The organism is Bradyrhizobium sp. LMG 9283, assembly GCF_045571415.1.
In the GTDB taxonomy this organism is placed as follows: domain Bacteria; phylum Pseudomonadota; class Alphaproteobacteria; order Rhizobiales; family Xanthobacteraceae; genus Bradyrhizobium.
Map to the genome: position 1 here is coordinate 2,939,361 of NZ_CP120691.1, position 25,872 is coordinate 2,965,232.

Sequence of the window (25,872 nt, forward strand, 5' to 3'; positions counted from 1 at the left end):
GGTAATTCGCGAAGCGTGTGACCTTAAGTCTAGCTTTAAGGTGATCAGGCGATGCGGGTCGAGGTTTTGGGCGGGCTCGAGCGGCGGCGGCGTTGGTCGCAGGACGACAAGGCACGGATTGTCGAGGAGACGCTGGCACCGGGCGCGAAGGTAACTGAGGTTGCGCGGCGCAACGGAGTAGCGGCCAGCCTGGTGTTTACCTGGCGTCGCCAAGCACGGACATCGGAACAAGTTGCACCATCTTTTACGCCGGTGCAGATCGCCGCCGTAGCAGCCTCGGCTGAAGAAACTCCGAAGCTTTTGCCTACGGTTGATGGCCGAGTTCGTTCGGCGGCAGCTGCGCGTACTGGATTGATAGAGATCGATCTCGGCAACCGACGGTGCATCCGGGTGGATGCGCACGTCGATCCGGAGGCGTTGGCGCGGGTCCTCGATGTGCTTGGACGCCGATGATTTCTGTACCAGGGAATGTGCGAGTGTGGCTGGCTACAGGCTACACGGATATGCGCAGAGGCTTTCCATCGCTGGCCCTCCAAGTGCAGGAGGTGCTGCACAAAGAACCGCTTAGTCGCCGCAGCGATCTTGTGAAGGTGATCTGGCACGATGGTCAGGGAGCCTGCTTGTTCACAAAAAAACTCGAGAGAGGAAAGTTTATCTGGCCATCGGTTGCCGGTGAAGCGGTAACGATCTCGCTGGCGCAGTTGAGCTACCTGCTGTCCGGGATCGATTGGCGCAATCCGCAAGAAACCCAGCGCCCGACGCGGGTCGGATAATCGTTTTGGGTTTGAATCTGATGCTCGATCTGATTCAATGGCTTCATGACATCGAAGCCGGACGATCTTCCGTCGGATCTCGCAAGCGCCTACCTTGCGCTGCTGGCCGAGCGCGAGGCGTTGCAGGCTGAACGCGATGTGGCAGTCGCGGATGCCGCCAACGCGCGGGCGGAGCTGTCGGACAGCGAGGTGCTGATCGCTCATCTTGAGCTACGGATCGAGAAGCTCAAACGCGAACTGCACGGGCAGCGCTCCGAGCGCACGGCGCGGCTACTCGAGCAGTTGGAATTGGAGCTCGAAGAACTCGCCACCACGGCGACCGAGAATGAGCTGGCTGCGCAGGCTGCCGCGGCAAAAACCCAGAGCGTGAGCGCCTTCACGCGCAAGCGGCCGGTGCGCAAACCGTGGCCGGACGACATCGAACGTGAGCGCGTCGTCATCAAGGCTCCAACGACCTGCGCCTGCTGCGGCGGATCGCGGCTGGCGAAGGTCGGCGAGGATGTGACCAAGACGCTGGAGGAGATTCCGCGTCGCTTTAAGGTCATCGAGACGGTACGCGAGAAGTTCACCTGCCGCGATTGCGAGAAGATCAGCCAGCCGCCGGCACCGTTCCATGCGACGCCCCGCGGCTTCATCGGCCCACAATTGCTGGCGACGATTTTGTTCGACAAATTCGGCATGCATATCCCGCTCAACCGCCAGAGCGTGCGCTTCAAGGCCGAGAGGATCGATCTGCCGCTGTCGACGCTGGCCGACCAGGTCGGCCACGGAACCTTCGCCGTCATGCCGCTGTTCCAGCTGATCGAGCGTCATGTGCTCGCGGCCGAGCGCCTTCATGGCGACGACACCACCATCCGCGTCCTGGCGAAGGGCAAATGCACGACCGGCCGGATCTGGACGTATGTGCGGGATGACCGGCCGTTCGCCGGGCCTGCGCCGCCGGCGGCGGTCTATTATGCCTCGGGCAATCGACGGGGCGAAAATCCTCAGAGGCATCTGGCCGCCTTCGTCGGCATTCTGCAGGCGGATTGCTATGGCGGCTTCGAGCCGTTGTTCGACCCAAAAAGGAAAGCAATGCCGATCACGCCGGCATTTTGCCTGGCCCATGCGCGGCGGGGATTCTTCGAGCTGGCTGACATCGAGAAAGCCGCCCGGGAAGGCAAGGGCAAACCGGTCTCTCCGATCGCGCTGGAGGCGGTCAGGCGTCTGGATGCGTTGTTCGAGATCGAGCGCGCCATCAACGGCCGTAGCGCCGACGAGCGGCGTGCCGTGCGCCAGGAGCGGAGCAAGCCGCTGCTCGACGACATGCACGACTGGCTGCTCCGCGAGCGTGAAAGCCTCTCGCGCTCCGCCGAGGTCCTGAAGCCCATGAACTACATGCTTAAGCGCTGGGACGACTTCGTCCGCTTCCTCGACGATGGCAGGATCTGCTTGACCAACAATTGCGCTGAGCGTGCATTGAGAGGCATTGCCTTGGGAAGGCGCAACTGGACCTTCGCTGGCAGCCAGCGTGGCGCCGATCGTGCAGCTATCATGCTGACGATGATCACGACCTGTCGCCTCAACGACGTCGATCCCAAGGCTTGGCTCGCCGACGTCCTCGCCCGGATCGCTGATCTTCCCACCTCGCGTCTGCGCGAACTGCTGCCCTGGGAATGGAAGCTCCTGCACCAAGCCGGCAAGTCCGCCAATCAGCAAGCCGCCTGACCCTTCACGCAACGCCATCGTAGAACTCGCCGTGCTCGCGCGCATGCGTCAATCAGGCGGCCTTCGTCGTATGCGTACAACGGACCTCACCAGCGAAGAACTCGAAGAGGTGACTGTTCGTCCAGCCGAATGCCTCCTGAAGCGTCAGATGCAACCGATCAAGGCGCAGGGTGACGGGTACGACAAGGCGACGCATCACCTCCGGCTTCACATCCTTGAGGCCACCTTGATCCGGACCGCGGTCGTGTTCAGGCTCATGCCGCCAGCCTCGGATCGTGTGTATGCATCGTATAGGTCGATGCCCAGGGAAGCAGTTCGTCCAGTCGCGCCGCAGGCCAACCATTGACGAGCTTGGCGAGAACGTCAGCGAGCCAGTGCTCGGCACTGACGCCATTGAGCTTACAGGTCTCAATGAGCGAAGCCAGCAATGCCCAATTCTCGGCACCTTCGTCGCAACCGGCAAAAAGGGAGTTCTTGGCGTTGAGCTTGATCGGCCGCATCGCACGCTCGACCGCATTCGTGTCCATCTCGATGCGCCCGTCATCAAGGTAGAGCGTCAGGCCGTCCCAATGGCGTAGCGCATAACGCAAAGCCTTCGCCGTGTCGCTCTTCCCCGCAAGGTGATCAAGCTTGGCCTCAAACCACTGCTTCAAGGCTGTAGCCAGAGGCCGGGCATGCGCTTGTCGGCCGGCGCAGCGCTCGGAAGCAGAGCGGCCGCGCAGTGCCTTCTCGACCGCGTAGAGCTGGGCAATGCGCGCGAGCGCCTCGCGGGCAACCGGAGCTGGCGCCGGCGCAGCCTCCCGCTCGATCTTCACAAACTGGCGCCGCAGATGCGACCAGCAGAAGGCGAGCGTCCCGGACAGGGCGTCCGCACGCGTCTCTCGGGTCATGGTCTTGTAAGCCTGATAGCCGTCGCAGTGGATGATGCCGCGATAGCCCTCAAGCAGCCGCAAGCCATGAACGGCGCCGCGGCCCGGTGCATAGGCATAGACCACCCCAGGCGGATCAGGTCCGGCCCAAGGCCTGTCATCGCGTGACAGCGCCCAGAAGTAGCCGGTTTTTGTCCTGCCGCGCCCCGGATCCAGCACCGGCGCCGGGGTCTCATCGACACAGAGCTTCGAGGAGGCCAGCAGAAGCTGGCGTAGACGATGCCACAAGGGCTTCAATTCCTGGGCGGCGTAGCCGACCCAGAAGGCGAGCGTGGAACGGTCCAGCGCTATTCCGTGGGTCTCCAGCATCTGCGCCTGGCGATAAAGCGGCAAATGCCAATGATACTTCGCGTCGATCACATGCGCGACCAGCCGCTCGGTGGGCAATCCTCCCCTGATCAGTCGCTCGGGAGCAGCATGCTGGAGGATGACACCGTGACAGGCGCGGCAGGCCAGTTTGGGCCGGCGGGTGACGATCACGCGATACTGCGCCGGTACGACGTCCAACCTCTGGCTCTCATCGTGACCGATCTCAAAGAGATCGCCTTTGCAGGACGGACAGCAGGTTGCAGCGGGCATCAGGGTCTCGATGATGCGCGGCAAATGCTCCGGCAGCTGACCACGGTTGGCTTTGCGCTCGGCCGTCCTCTTCTCGCAGGTTCTGGGATTGGCGCGATCCTCGGCTGCTTCGAGGGCCGCGACGGCCTCTTCGATGTCCTCCAGAACAAGCTGCAGCTGATCAGCTCCAGCTTTTCCGAGGACCGACCGAACTGCGCATCTTTTGCAAGCTTGAGCAACCGCTCGAGCCTGGCGCAGCGATCCAGCAGAGCCGCGGCAAAGACACGCAACTCAGCTGGATCACTCGGCAGCTCATCAGGCAAATCACTCATTGGCCCGAGTCTGCCATGCTTCGCGCCCCGATGCAGCGAGATTTGTATCTTTACGCAAGCGCTTTCGGCTGCGGGATCCGAGGCGCGTGCATCCGCGTCCAATCCATGCCGGCCAGAAGCGCCGACAACTGCGCGGCATTCATCCGCATCACGCCGGCCACGATGGGAGGCCATTTGAAGCCGTTGCTATCGAGCCGCTTCCAATACATCACAAGGCCGCTGCCATCCCAGACGACAATCTTCACCCGATCGGCGCGCTTCGCGCGGAACACCACCGCCACGCCCTTCATCGGATCATGGCCCAGCGTCTCCTTCGCCAAAAGCGCCAAGCCCTCCGCACCTTTTCTGAAGTCCACAGGTTGCGTCGCCACGTAAATCGTAAGGTTCGCAGGCGGCGTCAGCATGAACGTGTCCGTCGAAGCGCCAAGAACACATCACTCAACACAGCAAGGCCAGGCGCCCCCGCACCTCCACTCGTGCCCCCTGGAGCTCAACCGTCACAACGGCTGCTTCCGGCGACCCGGTGGGCTCTGCGGCCGCCGGTAGCGCCGATTCCGACACCACCGGCACGAACGACAGCGTCTCCGCCGAAGCTGGCAGCACCAACTGGCCCAAACGCGCCCGGCGCCGCCAGTCATGCACCTGCTGGGGCCGGCAGCCATGGCGACGGGCGACGTCTGTGACAGCCGCCCCCGGCTCGAGGCTTTCCGCGGCAATCTGTGCCTTCAAATCATCCGGCCAGCGCTTTCGACCTGCGCCAGCGAACACTTCAATACGCGGTGACAACGGTCGTCTTATGTCGTCAGAATGGTCGTCCATTGTGAGCACCCTTCCAGAAGATGACTCTTCTAACGGTGCTCTCAAGACTCCGCACAAACAATCCAAAGGGCCTCGGCGCTACGCTTACGATCTTCCAGCCAAAGTCACAGGCCAACCGGAAACGGGAGGAGCCGATGACTGAGGCAAAGTCGTATCAGATCCCCAAACATCTCGTTTGGGAAGCTTGGAAACAGGTGAAAGCGAACCGCGGGTCAGCGGGTGTGGACGGGGTCTCCATCGAGGAATTCGAAAAGGACTTGAAGAGAAACCTCTACAAGATCTGGAATCGAATGTCGTCGGGGACATACTTTCCGCCTCCCGTCCGTCTCGTGGAAATTCCCAAGGCTAATGGAGGGAAGCGTCCGTTAGGAATACCCTCTATAGCTCGCGTGGCTCAGACGGTTGCAAAGATGGTTATGGAGCCGACGATGGAACGAATATTCCATCCGGACTCCTACGGCTATCGGCCCGGCCGTTCGGCGCTTGACGCAGTGGGGACAGCGCGAAAGCGTTGCTGGAAATTCGACTGGGTTATCGACCTTGATATCAAGTCGTTCTTCGACTCGATTCCTTGGCACCTGATCGAAAAGGCCGTCGCCCACCACACGGAACTGAGTTGGATTCGTCTCTACGTAAAGCGGTGGCTGCAAGCTCCCGTGGAGAAAGAAGACGGAATCCTTGTGGAGAGAACACGCGGAACCCCTCAGGGTTCGGTGGTTTCACCGCTGCTCGCAAATTTGGTTCTGCACTATGCATTCGATCACTGGATGCAGCGGACCTTCCCTTGTTTGTGTTTCGAAAGATACGCTGACGATGCGATAGTCCATTGCAGAACTGAAAGCGAGGCTCGAACCGTGATGGAGGCGATCCGAAAACGTCTTGCGGAATGCGGTCTGGAGCTCCATCCGGAGAAAACCCGGATCGTCTACTGCAAGGATAATAAACGGAGAAAGGAATGCGAACACATCTCGTTCGACTTCCTTGGCTACACCTTCCAGCCGCGCAGCGCTCGCGATCGAAGGGGCGAGAAGTTCCTCAACTTCCTCCCGGCAATCAGCAACAAGGCTGCCAAAGGAATCCGACAAACCATTCGCTCATGGCGACTGGGTTCGACGCGAAACCACTGGAGTCTTGAAGAACTCGCCAAGCTGATTGATCCTGTCGTGCAAGGATGGCTGAACTATTACGGACGGTTTTACCGGACGGAATGTGTCAACGTCCTTCGTCACGTAAACGACGCGCTCGCCCGCTGGACGAGGCGGAAATACAAGCGGTTGAAAGGCCGGAAAGTCGCCTCAGTATATTGGTTGGGACGGCTCGCACAGCGCGATCCGAACCTACTCTATTTGTGGCGAGTCGGCATTCGACCTGCGGCTGGAAGATAGAAGCCGGATGAATCGAGAGGTTCACGTCCGGTTTCGTGAGAGCCTCGGGGTGCAATTCCCCGGGGCTACTCGACCGACCGTGACACGCTTGAGGTCCTGGCTGCGTAACGCGCCGGCTTCGTGCGCCACCCGCAAGCTCTCGGCCAGCAGCAGCTCCAGCTTGTCGCCGAGCCGCTTGCGCCAGTGGCTCAAATCCGAGCGCTCGTGCGGAAATGAATGCTGGAAGAACTCTTCGCCGGTGAAGTACTGGAAATACGGGTCGTGGACCCAGCGCTCGCACACCCCCTCGTCGGACAGGCCGTAAATCTGCTTGAGCAGCAGCAGCCCAATCACGAAGCGGGTCGCGATGCCTGGCCGGCCGTTCTCGCTGTAGAGCGGCGCGATCTCCCCATCGATCCAGTCCCAGTCGACCCTGCCGGCGAGCTGAACCAGCTCGTGCTTCATATTGATGATCTGGTCCAGCTGGCCCGGAACAGATCGCCCGATCCCGTCGCCTTCTGCTTCTTCGGCCGCATCGCCCCCTCCGATGCGACCACGGAATCATGACTGGCGATTCGACGGAATCCTGAAAATGAAAATGCAAGGTTCCGATCCCCGAAGCATCAAAACCCTGCAATCGCAAAAAAGCCGGTCTGCCAGATTACGATTCCACATCAGTCGCTTGGTCGCTCTTAACGGACGACTAACGATTCCAGGCGACCGCTCGCCGACCTCGCAAGTGCGAGAGCATCGTCATGGCGCGGTGCGTTCGGACAGCACACAACACGGCAATAGCTTTGAGGCGGACGCCAGTGCCATGTAGGCGGTCGCTCGTCAGTACAGTCACTGCGTTTGGCGCAAGTGATGCGAAGACGATCAACGCTTGCGCGATCCAGCGCAATTGCCAGATAGGTTTACCTTCCGCCATGTTGCGATAGTGCGCGATGTGTCGATCCCATTTGGTGTAGAGCTCTTGGAGAGAGCCGCGAGCCGGATGGAAGACGATCATTTCGGGGATGTATCGAAATCGAAGTCCCGCGCGCAGCGCACGCTGCCCCCATTCCATATCTTCGGCTACGTCAATTCCGGCAAAAGGGCCGACGCGATCGAAGTCACGGCGGAACAGCGCCATATTGCCAGTGCCGGAATAGCCGTGGCGCTCGATATAGAGCTTGAAGCGATACGCGAAGACGCTCTCGTAGGCCGCAATGGCGTCAAGCTCCGCATTCTGCGGTCGCCAAATGCGAACGTCGCCCCCGAGAACCGTTCCGGCTGGCGATGAGTAGCACCATGCCATCACGCTGCTCAGCCAATCCGGATGAGCTCTACAATCGGCGTCGATGAAGGCGAGGATCTCGCCTTTGGCAGCCGAGACGCCTGCATTTCGCGCCGGGCCCGGGCCTGGATGCGGTTCGTGCTGCAGCCGTACACCAGGATGACGCGCAACGACGTCCAGCGGGGGCGTTGCCGAGCCGTTGTCCACCACGACGATTTCGAACGCGTCCCGAGTCAGGGTCTGTGCGTCCAGGCTGCGTAGACAGGCTTCCAGCGCGTCGGCCTGGTTAAGATGGGGAATGATGATCGAAATCATCAATTAATTCCTCTATTTAATTCACGTTGACGCACGTCGGGCCGCTTGCGCGACGACCCTTGTTTTTGCCGTGTATTGCGATTCATTTAAACCTTGCAATTAAATGCGGGGTGCGTATTATCGGTATAATAATGTTAAATGCAAACTTAAACCGGATCGGATTTTCTAGGGGGTCGGTTCCAATGCGCGCCTCATTTCTGGGATGTCCCGTCGACCTGCTGACGATGGCGGAAACCGTCGATCTCGCGCGCGGCGCCATGCGAAGCCGGCGGCGGTTGCAACATGTGGCGCTGAACGTCGCCAAGTTCATCAATATGAGATCCGATCCCGTGCTGGCGGCCGACGTCGCCAATAGCGACGTTGTCGGCCTCGACGGCATGGGGATTGTCTGGGGCGCTCGAGCGCTGGGGCTTCCGGCGACGTCGCGGGTTGCTGGTGTGGATCTTTTTGCCGAGTTGCTGGCGGTATGTGCACGGGAAGGCTTCAAGCCTTATTTCCTGGGCGCTACTCCAGCCGTCCTGAACCAGGCGATGCAAGCTGCGCGTGAAAGGCATCCTTCTCTTGTTTTCGCAGGCTTGCACGACGGCTACTTCAAACCCGAGCAGGAGAGTGACGTCGTACGCGACATCCAATCCAGCGCGGCCGATTGTCTCTTCATCGGCATGCCGACACCTCGAAAAGAACGCTTTCTCGCCGCCCACCGCGATGATCTCGGCGTGCCATTCATCATGGGCGTGGGTGGTTCATTCGACATTCTGGCAGGCGCGGTTCGGCGCGCCCCGGTCCAGATTCAGAAGCTCGGCCTCGAATGGCTCTACCGCATCTATCAGGAGCCTGGGCGGATGTGGTGGCGTTACGCCACGACCAACACTCTGTTTGCGGGCGTCCTGGCGCAAGCTCTCATCAGGCAGGCGCTTCGGCATCCGCTTGCTCCACCCGGCGCTCTACCGCCTGGCGCGAGCCGGATCGGAGGTTGAGGCGTGCGGAAGCATTTCTTTATCCTTCTGGGAACCCGGCCGGAAGCAATCAAGCTCTTTCCGGTCATCAACCGGCTCAAGACCGAGAAGAGCAAGGACATCTCCGTAACAATCTGTGCGACGGCACAGCATCGGCACCTGCTTGATCAAGTCCTCAAGCTGGCCAAAGTGGTCCCGGATTTTGACCTGAACGTGATGACGACCAATCAGACCCTGGATCACCTGACCGCCCGGCTGCTCGGACAAGTCGGCGAACTCCTCGAAAAGCTGAAGCCCACCAGGGTTATTGTCCAAGGCGACACGGCGACGGCCATGACGGGTGCACTGGCATCCTATTATCACCGTATACCGGTCTCGCACATCGAGGCGGGACTGCGCAGCGGCGACATCTACGCTCCGTGGCCCGAGGAGGTGAACCGCAAGATCGTCGGTTCGATCGCCGATCAACATTTCGCCCCCACAGAGCGCGCCGCGCAAGCGCTGCGTTCCGAACACGTCTCGGATGACCGCATTCACGTTACCGGAAACACGGTGGTGGATGCTCTCATTCTCGCCAAAGCCATGGTCGAGTCCGACCCAGGACTCTCGTGCCGATGGGATGGCATCAAGCAGCGTCACGGCAATCGGCGCATCATCCTGGTGACTTGTCATCGCAGAGAAAACTTCGGCGGCGGCGTCGCCAATATTGTGAACGCGTTGGAGACGATCCTGCGGCGTGAGGACGTTGCTGTGGTGCTCCCCGTTCATCCGAATCCGAATGTTCGTGACCTGTTTGCGTCGCGGTTGTCGGACCACCCGCGAGTCGTCCTCATTTCCCCTCAGGAGTACACGGATTTCGTGAGCCTGCTCTCGTTGTCCTACCTGGTCCTGACAGATTCAGGCGGAGTACAAGAGGAGGCCCCAACTTTCGGGAAGCCCGTCCTGGTGATGCGCGAGACAACCGAGCGTCCGGAGGGCGTAGAGGCGGGCACGGCGCGCCTGGTCGGTGCAAACTACGACAGGATCGTTGCGGAGACGTTTCGTCTCCTCGACGATGACGACACTTATGCTGCCATGGCACGTTCGCACAACCCGTTTGGTGACGGGCACGCGAGCGAGCGGATCGTGAAGGTTCTTCTCGATGCCTGAATTCCAAAAGATCAACGTCATTGGACTCGGTTATATCGGGCTGCCGACCGCGGCGCTAATTGCGAGCCGAGGGCTGCAGGTCGTCGGCATCGATACAAACGAACGCGTCGTCGACACCGTTGCGTCTGGAAAAATTCATATCGCCGAGCCCGACCTGGATGGTCTTGTCTCCAAGGTCGTATCGAGCGGTGCGCTCACGACGTCCAGAAAGCCGCAGCCGGCAGACGTGTTCATCATCGCGGTGCCGACCCCGATCGATCACGAGAACCATCCAGACTTGTCAAGCGTGAATGCCGCGGTCGACAGTATCATCGATCTTCTTGTGCCCGGCAATCTTGTCATTCTTGAATCGACCTCGCCGATTGGAACGACCGAGGCCATCGCAAATCGGATCGTTGAACACAGGCCGGAGTTGCACATAGGTGTCAACGGCAAGGAGGACGGAGCAATCTACGTCGCATATTGTCCCGAACGCGTGTTGCCGGGGCGGATCTTGACCGAGCTTATCAACAATGACAGGTGCATCGGCGGGATTACGCCAACCTGCACGCGGCGTGCTCAACGCTTCTACAAGATGTTCGTTCGCGGAGCTTGCGTCGGTACCACGGCACGAGCGGCCGAGTTGGTCAAGCTGACGGAGAACGCCTTCCGCGACACCAACATCGCATTCGCCAACGAACTTTCGATGATTTGCGACCGGTTCGACATCAACGTCTGGGAAGTGATCGATATCGCCAACCGCCACCCTCGCGTGAACGTATTGCGACCGGGTCCGGGGGTAGGCGGGCACTGCATCGCGGTCGACCCCTGGTTCATCATCGACTCTGCGCCCGACCTGGCGCGCGTGATGCGAACCAGTCGGGACGTGAACAACGCCAAGACGCACAAGATCATCGAGCGCGCAGAGGCGCTGATCGACGATCATCCCTACGCGAACGTTGCCTGTTGTGGATTGACGTTCAAGGCGAACGTCGACGACGTGCGTGAAAGCCCGGCATTGGAGATTGCCACGCATCTCGCGGCCAAATACGGCGAACGGATCAAGGTCGTCGAACCGAATCTGCGCCGTCTGCCGTCTCAGTTGGCCGATTATCGCGTCGCATTCATGACCATCGACGAAGCCCTGCGCAGCTGCGAAATTGCGGTCGTGCTCGTTGATCATGATGAATTCAAAATGGTGCCATTGGCCGAGCGCCGGCACCTCGACGTCATCGATACGCGGGGCATATGGCAGGATATGCCCGCGCGCACCTAACGAGCAAAGTCGAAGTTTCCCGAATGGATCGAGGTCAGTATGCGAGATAGTCAGCTGGGAATCGGGGTCGTGGGCTACGGCTATTGGGGGCCCAATCTCGTTCGCAATTTCTCGATCAATCCCGCCTCCCGCGTCGTCGGCGTCAGCGACCTTGATCCAGGCAGGCTGGCCGCCATCAGGCAGCTGTACCCAGCGGTAGCGACCACCGCTCGATATGACGATCTGCTGAAGGACTCCTCGATCGATGCAATCGCCATCGCTACGCCGGTGCACACGCATTACGAGCTGGCAATGGCGGCGTTGAGAGCTGGCAAGCACGTGTTGGTCGAGAAGCCACTTGCGCCGAGCGCGGAGCTGGTGTCCCGCTTAATCGACGAGGCGGACCGACGCGGATTGACGCTGATGGTCGATCACACCTTTCTCTATACGCCGGCGGTTCAGAAGATTCGGGAACTATTGCTGAAGAGAGAGCTCGGAGAGATCTACTATTACGATAGCATACGCTCGAGCCTCGGGCTGTTTCAAAGAGATGTAAACGTGATCTGGGATCTGGCGGTACACGACATCTCGATCATCCACCATATCCTCGATCAAGAGCCTGTTGCGGTCTCGGCGACGGGCTCGTGCCATGTTGTCGGTTCGCCGGAAAACATGGCCCACATCACATTGTTCTTTGGCAACGCATGCGTGGCCCACGTCAGCGTCAACTGGCTCTCGCCTGTCAAGGTGCGGCAGACGTTCATTGGCGGCAGCAAGAAGATGATCGTCTATGACGATCTCGAGCCGACCGAGAAGGTGAAGGTCTACGACAAGGGAATTACGCTCGACAGGCCCCCCGAGAGTGCGCATCAATTTCGGATCGGATATCGCGCCGGCGACATGTGGGCACCGCATGTCTCGCCCAAGGAGGCGCTGCAAACGGAGGTCGAGCATTTTGTCGACTGCGTCCGCACGGGGACGCAGCCGATTTCCAGTGGCATGTCCGGGCTGCGGGTGATCGAGGTGCTCGAGGCAGCTTCTCGATCGATCGCCCAACAGGGCAAGCCAGTCCCGATCAGGCAGTTGCCGCGCATGCTACCGGAGGAGGCCCGGGCCACGGCTTGACTGGCGGCTTGGCCGTGGCTGTTGGCCAGCCGAGCCCCGGGACGGAGTCTCGATGAATTCAGTGCATCGTTCAGTCCTGTTTTCCGGGGTGGACCGTTATGCGGCCCTTGTGCTGTTCGTTGTCTCGACCGCGGTTCTCGCGCGTCTGTTGACGCCGAGCGAGTTCGGGGTCTTTGCGGTTGTCAACGCGCTTACCGCCATTATCGCGGCCGCGTTTCAGGAATTTGGTGGGGCGAACTACCTGATTCAGAAACATGAGTTGTCGCGCGGGACCATTCGCACCGCGTTCACTGTGACCTGGGTGATCTCGCTGGCAGTTGCGCCGATCCTGCTAGCCTCGGCCGACATCATAGCGCAACTCTTTGGGCAGGACAGCCTGAGACGAGGTATCCAGGTTTCTACGCTAAACCTTCTCCTTCTGCCGGTCTCCGGTACTTTGATCGCCTTGTTTCGCCGTGACATGCAGTTTGGGACGCTCGCGATCTGCAATCTTGCAAGCAACATGACGGTTGCGCTGATTTCGATCGGACTGGCGGTATTGAACTTCAGCTACATGGCTCCGATCTGGGGTGGTGTGGCGGGGAGCATCGTTCTCACGGCTATGCTGCTGAGCTCCTATCGGGATTTCGGCGTGTTGCGCCCTTCGCTGTCTGAATACCGCGACGTCCTCAGATTCGGTCTCTATTCCAGCGGCGTCGGTGCCATCAATATCTTCTACAACCTCGCCCCCCAGCTCTTTCTCGCGAAGATTCTCGATTTTTCCGCTGTAGGTCTCTACAGCCGGGCCACCAATCTCACCCAGGTATTTGACAGGCTCGTCACTCAGGTGCTGACCCCGGTCATCATGCCGGCGATCGTGACGAGGCGTGCAACCGGGGCAGATCTAAAGGGCGTCTATCTGGACGCGGTCCAACTGCTTTCCGCAGTGCAGTGGCCGTTCCTCACATTCGTAGCGATTATGGCAAAACCGATCGTTTTGATCTGGCTTGGTCCGGCCTGGCTGGAGGTTGTGCCGTTAGTGCGCATTCTCTGCCTCGCAAATCTGGCACTGTTCGCGGCGTGCCTGACCTATCCTGTGTTCCTGGCGGTTGGAGGCGTGCGCGACGCGCTTGTCTCGTCCTTCATCTCGCTGCCACCGTCGCTCGTCGCGCTCCTGGGCGCCTCCTTCTTTGGCGTGGAGGCAGTCGCAGCGTGCGCGTTGCTGACCTTGCCGTTCCAAGCGGCAGTAGCGATACACTATCTCAGTCGGCATCTTGCGCTGCGGCCGCGCGAGTTTGGCCGTGCCGTTCTGAAGAGCGGTGTCGTCACGATGGCGACCGCCGCGGGCGTAGCCGCCTGTGCGGTGTTGATCGAGACCGGAATTTTCAATTTCTTCCTCGGCCTTCTGTCAGCGTTTGTGGTCGCCGCCTTCTGCTGGGGATGGGGACTGTTCGTCACAGGGCACCCTCTGCTGCAGCACCTTCGTCAAGCGGCCGCGGGCCTCGTCGAGATGGCGCCCAGGCTGCGCCCGTCACGCTCAGCACTGTAAAGTTCTTGCCGGACTGTAGAGACAGGGAAACTGACATGCCAATAAAGGATACCCAGCTTGGTCGCGATGTCCGCATCCTGCATCCGGACTTGGTCAACCTGTACGGTTGCACAGTTGGTGACGAAACCAGGATCGGAGCCTTCGTCGAGATTCAGGCGGGGGCGGAGATCGGTGCACGTTGCAAGATATCGTCGCACAGCTTCATCTGCGAGGGCGTCACGATCGAGGACGAAGTGTTCATCGGCCACGGCGTGATGTTCACGAACGACAAATACCCGAAGGCAACGACCGGGGACGGTCGTCTTCAGCAGGCATCGGACTGGACGCTGCAGCGCACTCACGTCAGCAAAGGAGCGTCCATCGGCTCGAACGCCACCATCCTGTGCGGTGTGACGATCGGAGAGGGAGCCTGCATAGGCGCGGGTGCAGTGGTGACGAAGGACGTTTCGGCCGGCGCCATCGTCGCGGGAGTGCCCGCTCGGGTGCAGTCCGCAGCTGAAGAGGCGATCTTGGGTGGCCGCGGCTCATTTGAGGCACAGCGGAAAGAGCATTGTTAATATTCATTCCGTTCGAATTTAATGCTTGATTTAATATAATGATTAGATTTAAATGTGAGATATAATTTTAATCCAATCCAAGGTCTTGAATCTTGATACCCTTCCTGGATCTGAAGGCCCAATATAGCCAGATCAAGCCAGAAATCGACGCCGCGGTGGCGAGGGTCATCGCGAGCGGGCACTTTGTGCTCGGGCCTGAGGTGACGGCCTTCGAAGGACGCTTTGCGGAATATTGCCGGACTGCCCATTGCCGGGCGGTGAACAGCGGAACTTCGGCGCTTCACCTTGCCTTACTGGCGGCGGGCGTAAGGCCCGGTGACGAAGTCATCACGGTCTCCCTGACTTTCGTCGCGACGACGGCGGCCATTCTCTACAGCGGCGCCAAGCCGGTGTTCGTCGACGTCGACCCTGTAACGTGGACAATGGATCCCGGCTTGGTCGAAGCTGCGATAACGCCGCGAACCAAGGCTATCCTGCCGGTTCATCTCCACGGGTTGATGGCCAATATGGATCCCATCATGGAGATCGCGCGTCGTCACGGCCTGGTCGTCATCGAGGACGCCGCGCAGGCGCACGGGGCGGAGTACCGGGGGCGTCGCGCAGGCTCGATCGGCGATCTGGGATGTTTCAGCTTTTATCCGGGCAAGAATCTGGGGGCGTGCGGCGAGGGCGGGGCGGTCGTCACCGACCGGCCTGAATTCGCGCGCCGCGTGTCACTGCTGCGGGATTGGGGGCAGGAGGCGAAATACGACCACGTCATCGCCGGATACAACTATCGCATGGACGAAATTCAGAGCGCGATACTGAGCGTCAAGCTGGACTACATCGAGCATTGGACGGAAGCACGTCGGTCGCTGGCCGAACGCTACGATGCACTACTTTCAGATCTGCCATTCGCGCGTCCGCAGCCGCCCCGGCATTCCCGTCACGTGTATCACGTTTATGCAGTCAGACTGCAGTGCCGCGACGACGCCCTGACGCGATTGCGCGATGCCGGCATTGGAGCCGGGATTCACTATCCGGTTCCGGTGCATCTGCAGAGAGCTTATGTAGACCTCGGCTATCGCGCCGGTGATCTCCCCGTTACCGAGAGGCTTGCGAACGATTTCCTCTCCCTTCCCATCTATCCGGAGCTGCAGCCCGAACAGGCGGCCGAAGTTGTCGCTGCACTGAGGAATGCAGCGGCGCTGCGGCCCGGCGCGGCCGTCAGCGACCGAGCGGAGCATCCACAAAGCGTCATGGCATGGTCCCACAACAGGAGAGCGTCTTGATTGATCTCAAGGGGAAACGCGTTCTGGTCACCGGCGGGGCGGGATTCATCGGCTCCCACATCGTTGATCTGCTCTGCGACGAGGGCTGCATCGAGATCGTTGCCCTCGACAACATGGTCAGAGGCCGCCCGGAAAATCTCCGGCGTGCGCTCGGGCGTGGGCCGGTGAGACTGGTTCATGGCGACATTCGCGATCGCAAGCTGATGGAAGCCTTGGTCAAAGCGGCCGATATCGTCTTCCACCAGGCAGCGCTCCGCATCACTCATTGTGCGGCCGAGCCACGCCTCGCCAAAGAGGTCATGCTGGACGCGACATACGACCTGCTGGAGCTGTGCATCAAGCACGATATCGAGAAGATCATCGCAGCGTCTTCGGCATCCGTATATGGCATGGCCGAGGAGTTTCCGACGACCGAGCGGCAGAATCCGTACAACAACCGAACTCTCTATGGAGCCGCCAAGGCGTTTAACGAAGGGCTGCTGCGGGCCTTCAACGATATGTGCGGCCTCGACTATGTGGCGTTCCGGTATTTCAACGTCTACGGCAGCCGGATGGACATCCACGGACGGTACACGGAGGTCTTGATCCGCTGGATGGAGCGTCTGGAAGCCGGATTGCCTCCCGTTATCTTTGGCGACGGCCGTCAGACCATGGATTTCGTCCACGTCCGCGACATCGCGCGAGCCAACATCCTTGCGGCCAGATCAAAGGTTACCGATGAAGTCTTTAACGTTGGGAGCGGCACCGAAACCAGCCTGACGGAGCTGGCTACGGCGCTTGCGTCGGTGATGGGACGCCGCGGCCTGACGCCCGAGTTCGCGCCGGAGCGCTCGATAAATCCGGTGCCGCGACGGCTGGCATCGACGGGCAAGGCGGAGCGTTTGCTGGGTTTCCGCACCACGGTTTCGCTGGAGCAGGGGCTTGCCGATCTCGTGAAATGGTGGCGATCCGAACGGGACCTTGCTTCGGACCACCAGCGGCAGGCGGCGGCATCGTGATTCCGATCGCTGCGCCGCTACTTGCGGAGGAAGAGGCCGACGCTGCGCGCGCGGCCGTGCTGTCGGGCTGGGTGTCGCAAGGTCCGCAAGTGGCCGCGTTCGAGCGCGAGTTCGCTGCACTTGTCGGCGCTCCGCACGCCTGTGCCGTCGCGAATTGCACGACCGCCCTGCAACTCGCCTTGGCGGCATTGCACATCGGCGCTGGCGACGAGGTGATCACGGTAAGCCACTCCTTCATCGCGACCGCAAACGTCATCCGACACCAGGGCGCCACTCCGGTTTTCATCGATATCGAGCCGGAGACATATAATCTGGATTGCGCTCGGCTGGCTGAAGCGATCACGGAGCGCACGCGTGCCGTCATCGTCGTCCATCAGATGGGCATGCCATGTGATATGGCTGCGCTTCTGGCCATAGCGCGCCGCCATAGGATCGCCGTGATCGAGGACGCGGCCTGTGCCGCCGGATCGCTGATCCGGATGAACGGGGAATGGGAGTCGATCGGCAAGCCGCATGGAGACATCGCCTGCTTTTCCTTTCATCCGCGAAAGGTGATCACGACAGGTGAGGGGGGAATGCTCACCACCGCGAACGCCGAGCTTGATCGCAAGTTCAAGCTCCTGCGCCAGCACGGCATGAGCGTTCCGGACACGGTGCGGCACAATTCGTCGTCCGTGATCTTCGAGGAGTACGTCGTTCTGGGCTACAACTACCGGATGACGGACATGCAGGCAGCGATTGGACGCAAACAGCTCGAGCGCCTCCCGGAATTGATCGCACGCCGGCGAGCCGTCGCAGCCAAATATGCCGAACAGCTCGGCAATCTGAAAGGGCTGCGGTTGCCAACTGAGCCGGCATGGGCCAGATCGAACTGGCAGAGCTACTGCGTGCGGCTGCCAGACCGCCTCGACCAGCGCATCGTCATGCAAAACCTCCTCGACAAGGGAATCGCGAGCCGCCGCGGGATCATGTGCTCGCATCGTGAGCAGCCCTACGCCGATTCGAGGCAGCGCCACGACCTTCGTCAATCTGAACTTGCGCAGGACAGGTCCATCCTGCTGCCCCTCTACGCGCAGATGACGGATGCGGACATGCTCAGCGTAGTTGCGGCGCTGAAAGCCGAGATAGCCCAATGATGAGTGCGGCACATCTATGAGAATCCTGGTCGCAATCGCCAGCTACGGCCACGCAAATGACCGACACTTGGATCGGGTGATCAATGAATACCGATCCATGAACTTCGAGATCGACGTGGTCGTTCTCTCGAACATCGAAAAGGCCCTGCCGGCCTCTGTCGAGTGTCTCGTTGGACTCCCAACCAAAGATCCCTGGTCTCTTCCGTTTCGGCACAAGGAGCTGTTCCGTGAGCGGCTCGATTCCTACGATCTGTTCATCTACTCGGAAGATGACATTCTAATAACCGAAGAGAATATCAGAGCGTTTCTGAACGTTCAGATCGACCTGAACGAAGGCGAGATCGCCGGATTCCTGCGGATTGAATATGGTCCGGATGGAGAGCACAATTTTCCCGAGGTGCATGGTCATTTCCGCTGGGATTGTGAATCGGTCAGAATTAGGGGGAACTATACTCTCGCCCATTTCACGAACGAACACTCAGCCTGCTACGTATTAACCCAGCAACAGCTGGCGAAAGCGATTGCTTCAGGCGGATTCCTGGTAGCACCGCACGAGGGAGAGTACGACCTTCTTTGCAGCGCTGCCACCGACCCATATACCCAATGCGGCTTCAGAAAACTTATTGCCATCTCTCACATAGAGCAGTTCTGGGTGCATCATCTGCCGAACAAGTATATCGGCCGTTTTGGTGTCGACCAACACGAACTGAACTCTCAGATATCGGCGCTGTTGCAAATCGCCTCTCAGGAGCAAAGACGTCGTCCGCTGCTGAATACCGAGACCACCTTGTGGCATAGAATGTATTCGAAGGATTACTATGAACCGATCAGAAACGACGTCTTGAGCCTGATCCCCAAGAGCGCTGAACGCATCCTGTCGATCGGGTCAGCTTCCGGCGCCAATGAACTTTGGTTGCTCGAGACCGGAAAACGGGTGGTAGCAGTACCACTTGATGATGTCATAAGCAGCGAATCAGCCGCACGTGGGCTTCAGGTGGTGTCGGGAGACTTTCATACCGTTCGGGCACAGATTGGCCCAATGAGATTTGACTGCATCTTGTTTCTCAACGTTTTGCAGTTCGTTCATCGTCCTGAGCATTTGTTGAGGCTGTTTGTCGATGCTCTCTCGCCAGGAGGGGCAGTTCTCATCACGGCACCGAACAGGCCGTATGTCCGTTATCGGTGGCGACGGAAGGGCGGTAGTGAGCCGCGCCATAGAGGGCTTAGCTTCGAAACGACGAGAATTCACAATACATCGACCTCGGTAATTCGACGTTGGTGCGCGGAATCGGGGCTCTCGATGGAGAGGACATCGAAAGTCGTTTCAGCCCGAGCCAACGGAGCCAAGAAAAGTCGTTTGTCCTCCCTTTTTGCCACGGACGTCGTCGCTCTGGCGAAGAGAGTGGATGATCCGAATGGCCGTAGAGATTCGATGAGAAGCGATGGAAACGCGGGCGAGCCGCTATGACAAATCCAAGAGACGGTCGCGCTTGTGACTCGGGACGTGCCGAATACTACAGGCACTCACGCGAGGAAATTAGGTCGCTATTGCCAAATGAAGCCTCAAGGATCTTAGAGGTGGGGCCGGGCGGCGGTTACACGCTACGTTGGCTGAGATCGATCTATCCGAACGTCACGACCGTGGGGGTCGAGGTCAACCCTGAGCTGAAGGAAGAGTTAGAGGAAAACGCCGATATAGCCGTTATCGGCAACATCGATGATTGTACATCCGACCTGGGCCAGTTCGATCTCGTCTTACTTCTCGATGTATTGGAGCACCTGCCGGATCCCGCGAGGACACTTCGATCGATCAGCGGGCGTCTAACTGAGGGCGGCCGCATTATCGTGTCGGTGCCGAACGTCGCGCATTTGAGTGTATCGTTGCCGCTGCTCTTCCGGCGGACGTTTACATATCGGGATTCCGGGATTCTAGATCGCACGCATTTGAGGTTTTTTGTCGAAGGAACGGCAGTCGAACTTCTGAACGATGCTGATCTAATTGTCACGGACGGGTTGGTTGCGGGCATCGAAGGACCGAGATCGAGGTTGATTGATTGTCTCTCGCTCGGAGCCCTTCGTCACCACCTGGTCAAGCAGTACATCATGGCCGGGCAACGACGCGGCGATGCTTCGGCACAGCCCAACATCATCTGGAGGAGAGCGGACAACGTGCGCGCGGCGGAGGGACGCCGGTGAGATCCATAGATGTAGTCATCCCCTGCTATCGGTATGGGCATTTTCTGAGCGATTGCGTCCAATCTGTTCTGACGCAATCCGGGGTGACGGTCCGCGTGCTGATTATTGACGACGCGTCACCAGACAACACGGCTGACGTTGCGCGGGAGTTGGCCCGCGCGGACTCGCGGGTCAACGTCCTCAAGCACGCGTCTAATCGGGGGCACATCGCAACGTTCAACGAAGGCATTGCCTGGGCGGCGGCCGACTACATGGTGCTGCTTTCTGCAGATGACTATCTGCTGCCTGGTGCCCTTGCGAGATCAACCCGCGTGATGGATGATCACCCTTCCGTCGGTCTCGTTTTTGGTAGAGCGATGGTACAACAGGATGATCGAACGGAAGACGTCGCTGCTCCTCCAGGTCTGGGGCCGGGAACACGGATATTATCTGGAATTGAGTTCATTCATCTCAGCGGCGCCAAGAACATCGTGCTCGCGCCTACCGTAGTGGTTCGGACGAGCCTGCAAAAAAAGGTGGGGGGATATTCGGCGCAACTTACGCACAGTGGGGACATGGGCATGTGGTTGCGATTCGCGGCGCACGCCGATGTCGCATTTATCGACCAGGCCCAGGCTGTTTATCGACGGCATGCGGCCAACATGTCAACGACTTACTCGCCGGAGCAGGATCTCGCGCAACGAAAAGCGGCATTTGAAGACTTCCTTCGCAGTTGCGCCCCAGTTCTTGCAAACATTGATGATCTTCGGACCTGGTTCGTCCAAGAGCTGGCGCTTGACGCAGTAAGGAGTGCGAGCCGTGCCTTCAACGAAGGAGCAATGGGACTTTCCGACCGGCTTTGTAACGCTGCATTGGAGATGGATCCGAGCGTTGGAAGCACTTTATCTTGGTTTGTTCTCGTTTGCAAACGCCGTCTTGGTCTACGTGCATCGCAGTTTTTACGACCGGCCGTTGATCTAGCGAGGCAGATGCTGTGGCGATAGCAGGAAGGGGTGCGCGGCTCTCGGGAGGGCACGCCGGCTATCCTCATGGTCACCGTGATCTCGATGGGCTGAGTCCGTTTGAGAAGTTCGGTCGCAAGTTTTCCAGGACAGGTTGACCAGACGGGGCATGCCGGGCTTGGCGTTGTCAACCAGCACGCTTAGCGAGAAACTCTCAGCGTGAAGGGCACGATATTTCCGTCGCGTCAAAAGCCATTCCACGTGACCGTCGGGTTGATGACGAATCACTTGCCCTCCGGCGAGCTGCGTGCCGTCATTGTCAGGAGCAATTCTCGAGCAGACGGTGAGTGCTACCAAACGTTCGAAAGGGCGCGGATGCGGCACTGCGGAGGACGGAGTGTGACGCTGACCTTGCCCCCATATGTGGAACGGCCCGCGTGGCAAGAGCTTTTTCAGTCGATTTCACACATTGGAACGGTGCGGTCATATGTCCGGCCTTTGCGCGCGGCACATGGCCGCCTGGCCTCGATGAGATCCGCGGAACGAGGAGCTAAATCAAGTTTACGCGTTTGAGCGCATTGGGGGCAGTAGCTTCACTCGTTTCGGGATGTCGTCCCATGGGTTCATCGGCTGTTGTTGCACCTGGCCCTCTGCCGGCCTGCGCCGGTCAGATCGCTTTGGCGGTCACTGCGTCCATCAGACGGCGGCCGCGGCAGTCAGCGGGTCGGGACGTCGGTACGTCCCGCCCTTGTTCAGAAGCGGCCAGATGATCCGCGCCGTCTTGTTGGCCTGCGCGACCGCTGCAACCTTGAAGGGCCGTCTGGCGAGAAGCGCCTTCAGCCACGGCCGCGCCCGAGCGTCGTTTCGGACAACCCGGAAGACGGCCGTCGCCCCGACAACGAGCAGAGAGCGGAGTTCCGGATTTCCCATCTTCGATATTCCTCCCAGTCGCTCTTTGCCTCCGCTTGAATGGGGCCGCGGCGTCAATCCCAGCCAGGCGGCAAAGTGGCGAGCCGACTTGAACCCGCCGGGATCCGGCACGAGCGCCTTGATGGTCGCCGCCGTGATGGCGCCGACGCCAGGTATCGTGGTCAACCGACGCATGTCCTCGTCGTGCTTGGTCTCCACAACAATCGCGCGCTCGAGTCTCTCGATTTGGTCGGCTGAAGCTTCAATCTCGTCGGCGAGAGCCCTCAGCGCGAAGCGCGCTGCTGCGGGCAGGCGAGCATCTGTCTCATCCCGTACGATTGCGACCAGCGCCTCAACCTTTGCCAGGCCAGCGGTCGCGATGATGCCCAATTCGGCCAGATGCGCGCGCAACGCGTTGGCCGCCTGCGTTCGCTGCCGCACTAGAAGGGCGCGGGTCTTCAGCACCATCGCGGCAGCCTGTTGCTCGGCCGTCTTGATTGGGACGAAGCGCATGGTCTTGCGGGTCACCGCTTCGCTGATGGCCTCTGCGTCTGCCGCATCCGTTTTGCCTCGCTTTACGAAGGGTTTGACATAAGCCGGCGGAATGAGCCGCACCTCATGACCGAGAGCTGCGATCTCGCGCGCCCAATAGTGGGCGCTACCGCAGGCTTCCATCCCCACCAGGCATGGTGGCAGTTTCTCGAAGAAGCGCAGAACCTCGCTGCGCCGCAATTTCCTGTTGAACACGGGCGAGCCCTCCGCATCCGCGCCGTGAACCTGGAAAACGTGCTTGGCCAAATCTAACCCGATGGTGCTAACCTGTTTCACGGAACGGTCCCTCCTTTGTGGCGTTCGAACAACGACCACGTTCTAGCACTTTGATGCTGTTGGAGCGGGCCGTTCCACCACATCAAGTTTTATCCAATCCTGAGTTCGCTCCGGTCGTTGGATTTGCCCGGTTGGGCGGTGGGAGCGACGGGAGCTGGCGCGGAGCCTTCGGCATAGCGCAGCGCCAGATCCCGGCGCGGGTGACAGGTGAAGGCGAACTCGGAGGGCGTTTTCCATCCGAGCTGCGAGTGGGGTCGGGCATCGTTGTAATCGGCCCGCCAGCATCCGAGTGCGACGCGAGCCTGGGCCAGTGACGTGAACAGCGTCTCGTTCAGCAATTCATCCCGCAGCCGGCCGTTGAAGCTCTCGATGAAGGCATTCTGCATGGTAAGCCTCCGAGGAGAGACGCCTTGCGGCGGGCTGGCCTGATGGTTGAGAACTGTACGTATCGATCAGTACGTTGAATCGACTGGAAGTGGTTGATACGGGCCGGCGGCGGCGTTGGTCTGAGGAAGAGAAGGCGCGGATTGTTTTGGAGAGCCTATCCGAGCCGCGCCTGGTTGCGGCGACAGCCCGGCGGTACGGCTTGTCGCGTTCTCTATTGGTGACCTGGCGAAGAGCCTTCGCGGCGACGGGGACCAAATCCGAGGCTGGCTTTGTCAGGGCAGTTGTGGCCGAGGCGGTGCCCGCGGCGTCGGTGGCGGCGTCATCGGAGAGCGCGACCGTACATTCGACGGAGCGTCGGATCGAGATCGAGCTAACCGGCAGGCGGCGGGTCATTGTTGATGCGGGCGTTGACGTTGAGGCGCTTCGCCGGATCATCGAGGTTTTGGATCCGCGATGATTCCGGTTCCTACGGGAGTTCGGGTGTGGCTGGCGACGGGCCACACCGACATGCGTAAAGGCTTCGCCTCATTGTCACTGCAGGTGCAAGAGGTGCTGCGCCGCGATCCGCTGAGTGGTCATTTGTTCTGCTTCCGCGGACGCAGAGGCGATCTATTGAAAGTGATCCGGCATGACGGCCAGGGAGCATGCCTGTTTACAAAAAAACTCGAGAGAGGTCGTTTTGTCTGGCCGTCGCTGGCGGACGGCGGAGTGTCGATCTCGCAGGCGCAGATGAGCTATCTATTGTCCGGCATCGACTGGCGCAATCCCCAGGAGTCCTGGCGTCCGACCAGTGTGGGCTGAGACTTGTTATTTGAGTTTGGCCGCGAATGTGATTCCATCTCGCTATGGACTCCAGCGCCGACCTGCCGCCCGATCTTGTCGCCGCGCATGCAATGATCCTGGCCGAGCGCGCGGCCAGGCTTGCGGCGGAAGCCAGGCTTGCTGAAGCGGCCAATGCCCAGGCGAAGCAATCGAGCACCGAAGCGCTGATTGCCCATCTCAAGCTCGAGATCGAGAAGCTACGACGCACGATATATGGCGCCCGCTCCGAGCGGTCGGCGCGGCTGCTCGATCAGCTGGAGCTAGAGCTTGAGGAACTCGAGGCGGGGGCGACCGAGGATGAGCTGGCCGCCGAGAAGGCGGCCGAGAAGACGCAGACGGTGCGTTCGTTTGAGCGCAAGCGGCCGGTGCGTCAGCCCTTCCCCGACGACATCGAGCGAGAACGCGTCATCCTGCCGGCTCCGACGCAATGCCCCTGCTGCGGGTCGACGCGGCTGTCGAAGCTCGGCGAAAGCGTGACCTCGACGCTGGAGGAGATCCCACGCCGGTTCAAGGTGATCGACACAGTCCGGGAGAAGTTCAGTTGTCGGGATTGCGAGGCGATCACGCAGCCGCCGGCGCCGTTCCATGCCACACCCCGGGGCTATATCGGACCGCAGCTTCTGGCGACGATCCTGTACGACAAATTTGGTCAGCATCAGCCGTTGAACCGACAGAGCCAGCGCTTCAAATGCGAGGGGATCGACCTGTCGTCTCGACGCTGGCGGACCAGGTGGGCGCAGGAGCCTTTGCGGTCAGGCCGCTCTTTGAACTGATCGAAGCCTATGTGCTCTCCGCCGACAGGCTTCACGGTGACGACACCAAGATACCGATCCTGGCGAAAGGGAAAGCAGATACCGGCCGGATTTGGACCTATGTTCGCGACGATCGGCCATTCGGCGGGCGAGATCCACCGGCGGCGCTGTTCTACGCCTCACGTGATCGGCGCGGCGAGCATCCCGCGCGGCATCTTCAGAACTTCGCTGGCATCCTGCAGGCCGATGCCTATAGCGGGTTCAACGCTCTCTTCGATCCCGGACGCAAGGCGTTGCCGGCCACGCCCGCCTTCTGTTGGGCACATGGACGGAGGGCGTTCTTCGAACTTGCCGACATCGCCCAGAACGCTCGCCGCGGAAGATCGGCGACCGCGATCTCGCCCATTGCGCTGGAAGCGGTTCGTCGGATTGACCAATTGTTCGAGATCGAGCGCGACATCTATGGGCTGAGCGCTGAGGAGCGGCTGCAGTTCCGCCGGGAGAGAAGCGCGCCACTGCTGACCGACCTTGAGGCTTGGCTCCGAGCGGAATCTGCCCGGCTCTCACGCTCGTCCAACGTGATTAAGCCGATCAACTATCTGCTCAACCGCTGGGAGGGCTTTGCCCGCCTTGTCCACGACGGACGGATCTGCATGACGAACAATGCAGCGGAGCGAGCGTTGCGCGGTTTTGCTCTGGGAAGAAAGGCATGGCTGTTCGCCGGTTCTGATCGCGGCGCCGAGCGGGCTGCCGTGATGGCCACGCTTCTCATGACGGCGCGTCTCAACGACATCGACCCGAAAGCCTGGCTTGCCGACGTCTTCGCGCGCATCGCCGACATGCCGCAGAACCGCCTGCGCGAGTTGCTGCCCTGGAACTGGACGCCTCCTGCGCCGAGGTCCTCCGCCCCGGCGGCGTAGCCATGCACGTCAATAGGTTCACGCCGTCTTCACCATCGCTCGCGTCGCAAAAGACCTCGGCGAAGACGAGGACTGGCTCTGGGACGTGGC

At 60.2% G+C, this 25,872-nt stretch carries 23 protein-coding genes and 4 pseudogenes; 19 read left to right on the forward strand and 8 right to left on the reverse strand.

Annotation, left to right across the window (positions count from 1 at the left end):
- Positions 1–51: 51 nt before the first annotated feature.
- The 3 genes from tnpA (P6U29_RS13610) to tnpC (P6U29_RS13620) are packed head-to-tail and all read left to right on the forward strand — an operon-like array spanning position 52 to position 2,480.
- Positions 52–453, forward strand: a complete 402-nt coding sequence (gene tnpA, locus P6U29_RS13610; protein ID WP_074448291.1) for an IS66-like element accessory protein TnpA — start codon at positions 52–54, stop codon at positions 451–453.
- Between the two features lie 23 nt (positions 454–476).
- Positions 477–773, forward strand: coding sequence for an IS66 family insertion sequence element accessory protein TnpB (tnpB, locus tag P6U29_RS13615; RefSeq protein ID WP_407116271.1), 297 nt, complete (start codon positions 477–479; stop codon positions 771–773).
- A 45-nt stretch (positions 774–818) separates the two neighbouring features.
- A complete protein-coding gene (gene tnpC, locus P6U29_RS13620; protein ID WP_122401599.1) occupies positions 819–2,480 on the forward strand; it encodes an IS66 family transposase in 1,662 nt (553 codons plus the stop codon).
- Positions 2,481–2,577: 97 nt separating this feature from the next.
- On the opposite strand, the pseudogene P6U29_RS13625 reads toward tnpC (P6U29_RS13620), so the two are convergent.
- The 4 genes and pseudogenes from P6U29_RS13625 to tnpA (P6U29_RS13640) all read right to left on the reverse strand — a co-directional run.
- Positions 2,578–2,738, reverse strand: a pseudogene (locus P6U29_RS13625) (IS1096 element passenger TnpR family protein); the annotation flags it as partial.
- Positions 2,735–4,299 (reverse strand): annotated as a pseudogene (gene tnpC, locus P6U29_RS13630) (IS66 family transposase). The pseudogenes tnpC (P6U29_RS13630) and P6U29_RS13625, both read right to left, overlap by 4 nt.
- 50 nt (positions 4,300–4,349) lie before the next feature.
- A complete protein-coding gene (gene tnpB, locus P6U29_RS13635; protein ID WP_091880705.1) occupies positions 4,350–4,703 on the reverse strand; it encodes an IS66 family insertion sequence element accessory protein TnpB in 354 nt (117 codons plus the stop codon).
- Between the two features lie 34 nt (positions 4,704–4,737).
- Complete coding sequence (gene tnpA / locus P6U29_RS13640; protein WP_407118056.1) at positions 4,738–5,118, reverse strand: IS66-like element accessory protein TnpA; 381 nt, start codon at positions 5,116–5,118, stop codon at positions 4,738–4,740.
- A gap of 134 nt (positions 5,119–5,252) precedes the next feature.
- Here tnpA (P6U29_RS13640) and ltrA point away from each other — a divergent pair, with 134 nt between their 5' ends.
- Positions 5,253–6,503, forward strand: a complete 1,251-nt coding sequence (ltrA, locus tag P6U29_RS13645; protein ID WP_407118057.1) for a group II intron reverse transcriptase/maturase — start codon at positions 5,253–5,255, stop codon at positions 6,501–6,503.
- A gap of 75 nt (positions 6,504–6,578) precedes the next feature.
- On the opposite strand, the pseudogene P6U29_RS13650 reads toward ltrA, so the two are convergent.
- Together P6U29_RS13650 and P6U29_RS13655 are read right to left on the reverse strand one after the other, a co-directional pair.
- Positions 6,579–7,018: pseudogene (locus P6U29_RS13650) on the reverse strand (transposase); the annotation flags it as partial.
- A 167-nt stretch (positions 7,019–7,185) separates the two neighbouring features.
- Positions 7,186–8,073, reverse strand: coding sequence for a glycosyltransferase (locus tag P6U29_RS13655; RefSeq protein WP_407118058.1), 888 nt, complete (start codon positions 8,071–8,073; stop codon positions 7,186–7,188).
- A 182-nt stretch (positions 8,074–8,255) separates the two neighbouring features.
- On the opposite strand from P6U29_RS13655, the gene P6U29_RS13660 reads away from it, so the two are divergent.
- From P6U29_RS13660 to P6U29_RS13715, 12 genes are all read left to right on the forward strand, one after another.
- Positions 8,256–9,050: a WecB/TagA/CpsF family glycosyltransferase gene (locus P6U29_RS13660; RefSeq protein WP_407118059.1), complete on the forward strand. Its 795-nt coding sequence runs from the start codon at positions 8,256–8,258 to the stop codon at positions 9,048–9,050.
- A gap of 3 nt (positions 9,051–9,053) precedes the next feature.
- Complete coding sequence (wecB, locus tag P6U29_RS13665) at positions 9,054–10,178, forward strand: non-hydrolyzing UDP-N-acetylglucosamine 2-epimerase (protein ID WP_407118060.1); 1,125 nt, start codon at positions 9,054–9,056, stop codon at positions 10,176–10,178.
- Complete coding sequence (wecC, locus tag P6U29_RS13670) at positions 10,171–11,433, forward strand: UDP-N-acetyl-D-mannosamine dehydrogenase (protein ID WP_407118061.1); 1,263 nt, start codon at positions 10,171–10,173, stop codon at positions 11,431–11,433. Before wecB ends, wecC begins: the two co-directional genes overlap by 8 nt.
- A 39-nt stretch (positions 11,434–11,472) precedes the next feature.
- Positions 11,473–12,537 carry a Gfo/Idh/MocA family protein gene (locus P6U29_RS13675; protein ID WP_407118062.1) on the forward strand — a complete coding sequence of 355 codons (1,065 nt, stop codon included), beginning with the start codon at positions 11,473–11,475 and terminating at the stop codon, positions 12,535–12,537.
- A 52-nt stretch (positions 12,538–12,589) separates the two neighbouring features.
- Positions 12,590–14,065, forward strand: coding sequence for an oligosaccharide flippase family protein (locus P6U29_RS13680; RefSeq protein WP_407118063.1), 1,476 nt, complete (start codon positions 12,590–12,592; stop codon positions 14,063–14,065).
- A 35-nt stretch (positions 14,066–14,100) separates the two neighbouring features.
- Entirely contained in the window at positions 14,101–14,622 is a 522-nt protein-coding gene (locus tag P6U29_RS13685; protein WP_407119321.1) for an acyltransferase, read from the forward strand.
- Positions 14,623–14,714: 92 nt separating this feature from the next.
- Positions 14,715–15,893: a DegT/DnrJ/EryC1/StrS family aminotransferase gene (locus P6U29_RS13690; RefSeq protein ID WP_407118064.1), complete on the forward strand. Its 1,179-nt coding sequence runs from the start codon at positions 14,715–14,717 to the stop codon at positions 15,891–15,893.
- Positions 15,866–16,891: an NAD-dependent epimerase/dehydratase family protein gene (locus tag P6U29_RS13695; protein ID WP_407118065.1), complete on the forward strand. Its 1,026-nt coding sequence runs from the start codon at positions 15,866–15,868 to the stop codon at positions 16,889–16,891. The genes P6U29_RS13690 and P6U29_RS13695 overlap by 28 nt, the downstream gene beginning before the upstream one ends.
- Positions 16,831–18,027 (forward strand): DegT/DnrJ/EryC1/StrS family aminotransferase, encoded by a 1,197-nt coding sequence (locus P6U29_RS13700; RefSeq protein WP_407118066.1) that lies wholly within the window; start codon positions 16,831–16,833, stop codon positions 18,025–18,027. The genes P6U29_RS13695 and P6U29_RS13700 overlap by 61 nt, the downstream gene beginning before the upstream one ends.
- Positions 18,028–18,124: 97 nt before the next feature.
- A complete protein-coding gene (locus P6U29_RS13705; protein WP_407118067.1) occupies positions 18,125–19,495 on the forward strand; it encodes a class I SAM-dependent methyltransferase in 1,371 nt (456 codons plus the stop codon).
- An 80-nt stretch (positions 19,496–19,575) separates the two neighbouring features.
- Complete coding sequence (locus P6U29_RS13710) at positions 19,576–20,223, forward strand: class I SAM-dependent methyltransferase (protein ID WP_407118068.1); 648 nt, start codon at positions 19,576–19,578, stop codon at positions 20,221–20,223.
- Complete coding sequence (locus P6U29_RS13715; RefSeq protein ID WP_407118069.1) at positions 20,220–21,206, forward strand: glycosyltransferase family 2 protein; 987 nt, start codon at positions 20,220–20,222, stop codon at positions 21,204–21,206. The genes P6U29_RS13710 and P6U29_RS13715 overlap by 4 nt, the downstream gene beginning before the upstream one ends.
- Positions 21,207–21,860: 654 nt before the next feature.
- Here P6U29_RS13715 and P6U29_RS13720 read toward each other — a convergent pair.
- Both P6U29_RS13720 and P6U29_RS13725 read right to left on the reverse strand, forming a co-directional pair.
- Positions 21,861–22,901 (reverse strand): IS110 family transposase, encoded by a 1,041-nt coding sequence (locus tag P6U29_RS13720; RefSeq protein WP_407118070.1) that lies wholly within the window; start codon positions 22,899–22,901, stop codon positions 21,861–21,863.
- A gap of 89 nt (positions 22,902–22,990) precedes the next feature.
- Positions 22,991–23,287, reverse strand: a pseudogene (locus P6U29_RS13725) (transposase); the annotation flags it as partial.
- A gap of 74 nt (positions 23,288–23,361) precedes the next feature.
- Here P6U29_RS13725 and tnpA (P6U29_RS13730) point away from each other — a divergent pair.
- The 3 genes from tnpA (P6U29_RS13730) (at position 23,362) to tnpC (P6U29_RS13740) (ending at position 25,782) form a co-directional block, all read left to right on the forward strand.
- Positions 23,362–23,745 carry an IS66-like element accessory protein TnpA gene (gene tnpA, locus P6U29_RS13730; RefSeq protein ID WP_407118071.1) on the forward strand — a complete coding sequence of 128 codons (384 nt, stop codon included), beginning with the start codon at positions 23,362–23,364 and terminating at the stop codon, positions 23,743–23,745.
- Entirely contained in the window at positions 23,742–24,089 is a 348-nt protein-coding gene (tnpB, locus tag P6U29_RS13735; RefSeq protein ID WP_407118072.1) for an IS66 family insertion sequence element accessory protein TnpB, read from the forward strand. Before tnpA (P6U29_RS13730) ends, tnpB (P6U29_RS13735) begins: the two co-directional genes overlap by 4 nt.
- 44 nt (positions 24,090–24,133) lie before the next feature.
- A protein-coding gene (tnpC, locus tag P6U29_RS13740) for an IS66 family transposase (RefSeq protein WP_407118073.1) occupies positions 24,134–25,782 on the forward strand; the annotation gives its coding sequence in 2 pieces (ribosomal slippage) (positions 24,134–24,818 and positions 24,818–25,782; 1,650 coding nt in all).
- Positions 25,783–25,872: the final 90 nt, after the last annotated feature.

Excerpts from the sequence above, each read along its gene's own strand:
- tnpB (WP_407118072.1), top strand. The coding sequence starts at position 23,742 with ATGATTCCGGTTCCTACGGGAGTTCGGGTGTGGCTGGCGACGGGCCAC.
- P6U29_RS13700 (WP_407118066.1), top strand. The coding sequence starts at position 16,831 with ATGGTGGCGATCCGAACGGGACCTTGCTTCGGACCACCAGCGGCAGGC.
- P6U29_RS13660 (WP_407118059.1), top strand. The coding sequence starts at position 8,256 with ATGCGCGCCTCATTTCTGGGATGTCCCGTCGACCTGCTGACGATGGCG.
- ltrA (WP_407118057.1), top strand. The coding sequence starts at position 5,253 with ATGACTGAGGCAAAGTCGTATCAGATCCCCAAACATCTCGTTTGGGAA.
- tnpB (WP_091880705.1), bottom strand. The coding sequence starts at position 4,703 with ATGCTGACGCCGCCTGCGAACCTTACGATTTACGTGGCGACGCAACCT.
- tnpC (WP_122401599.1), top strand. The coding sequence starts at position 819 with ATGACATCGAAGCCGGACGATCTTCCGTCGGATCTCGCAAGCGCCTAC.
- P6U29_RS13655 (WP_407118058.1), bottom strand. The coding sequence starts at position 8,073 with ATGATTTCGATCATCATTCCCCATCTTAACCAGGCCGACGCGCTGGAA.
- tnpA (WP_407118056.1), bottom strand. The coding sequence starts at position 5,118 with ATGGACGACCATTCTGACGACATAAGACGACCGTTGTCACCGCGTATT.
- P6U29_RS13685 (WP_407119321.1), top strand. The coding sequence starts at position 14,101 with ATGCCAATAAAGGATACCCAGCTTGGTCGCGATGTCCGCATCCTGCAT.
- P6U29_RS13680 (WP_407118063.1), top strand. The coding sequence starts at position 12,590 with ATGAATTCAGTGCATCGTTCAGTCCTGTTTTCCGGGGTGGACCGTTAT.
- tnpA (WP_074448291.1), top strand. The coding sequence starts at position 52 with ATGCGGGTCGAGGTTTTGGGCGGGCTCGAGCGGCGGCGGCGTTGGTCG.
- wecC (WP_407118061.1), top strand. The coding sequence starts at position 10,171 with ATGCCTGAATTCCAAAAGATCAACGTCATTGGACTCGGTTATATCGGG.
- P6U29_RS13695 (WP_407118065.1), top strand. The coding sequence starts at position 15,866 with ATGGTCCCACAACAGGAGAGCGTCTTGATTGATCTCAAGGGGAAACGC.
- P6U29_RS13705 (WP_407118067.1), top strand. The coding sequence starts at position 18,125 with ATGAACTTCGAGATCGACGTGGTCGTTCTCTCGAACATCGAAAAGGCC.
- P6U29_RS13675 (WP_407118062.1), top strand. The coding sequence starts at position 11,473 with ATGCGAGATAGTCAGCTGGGAATCGGGGTCGTGGGCTACGGCTATTGG.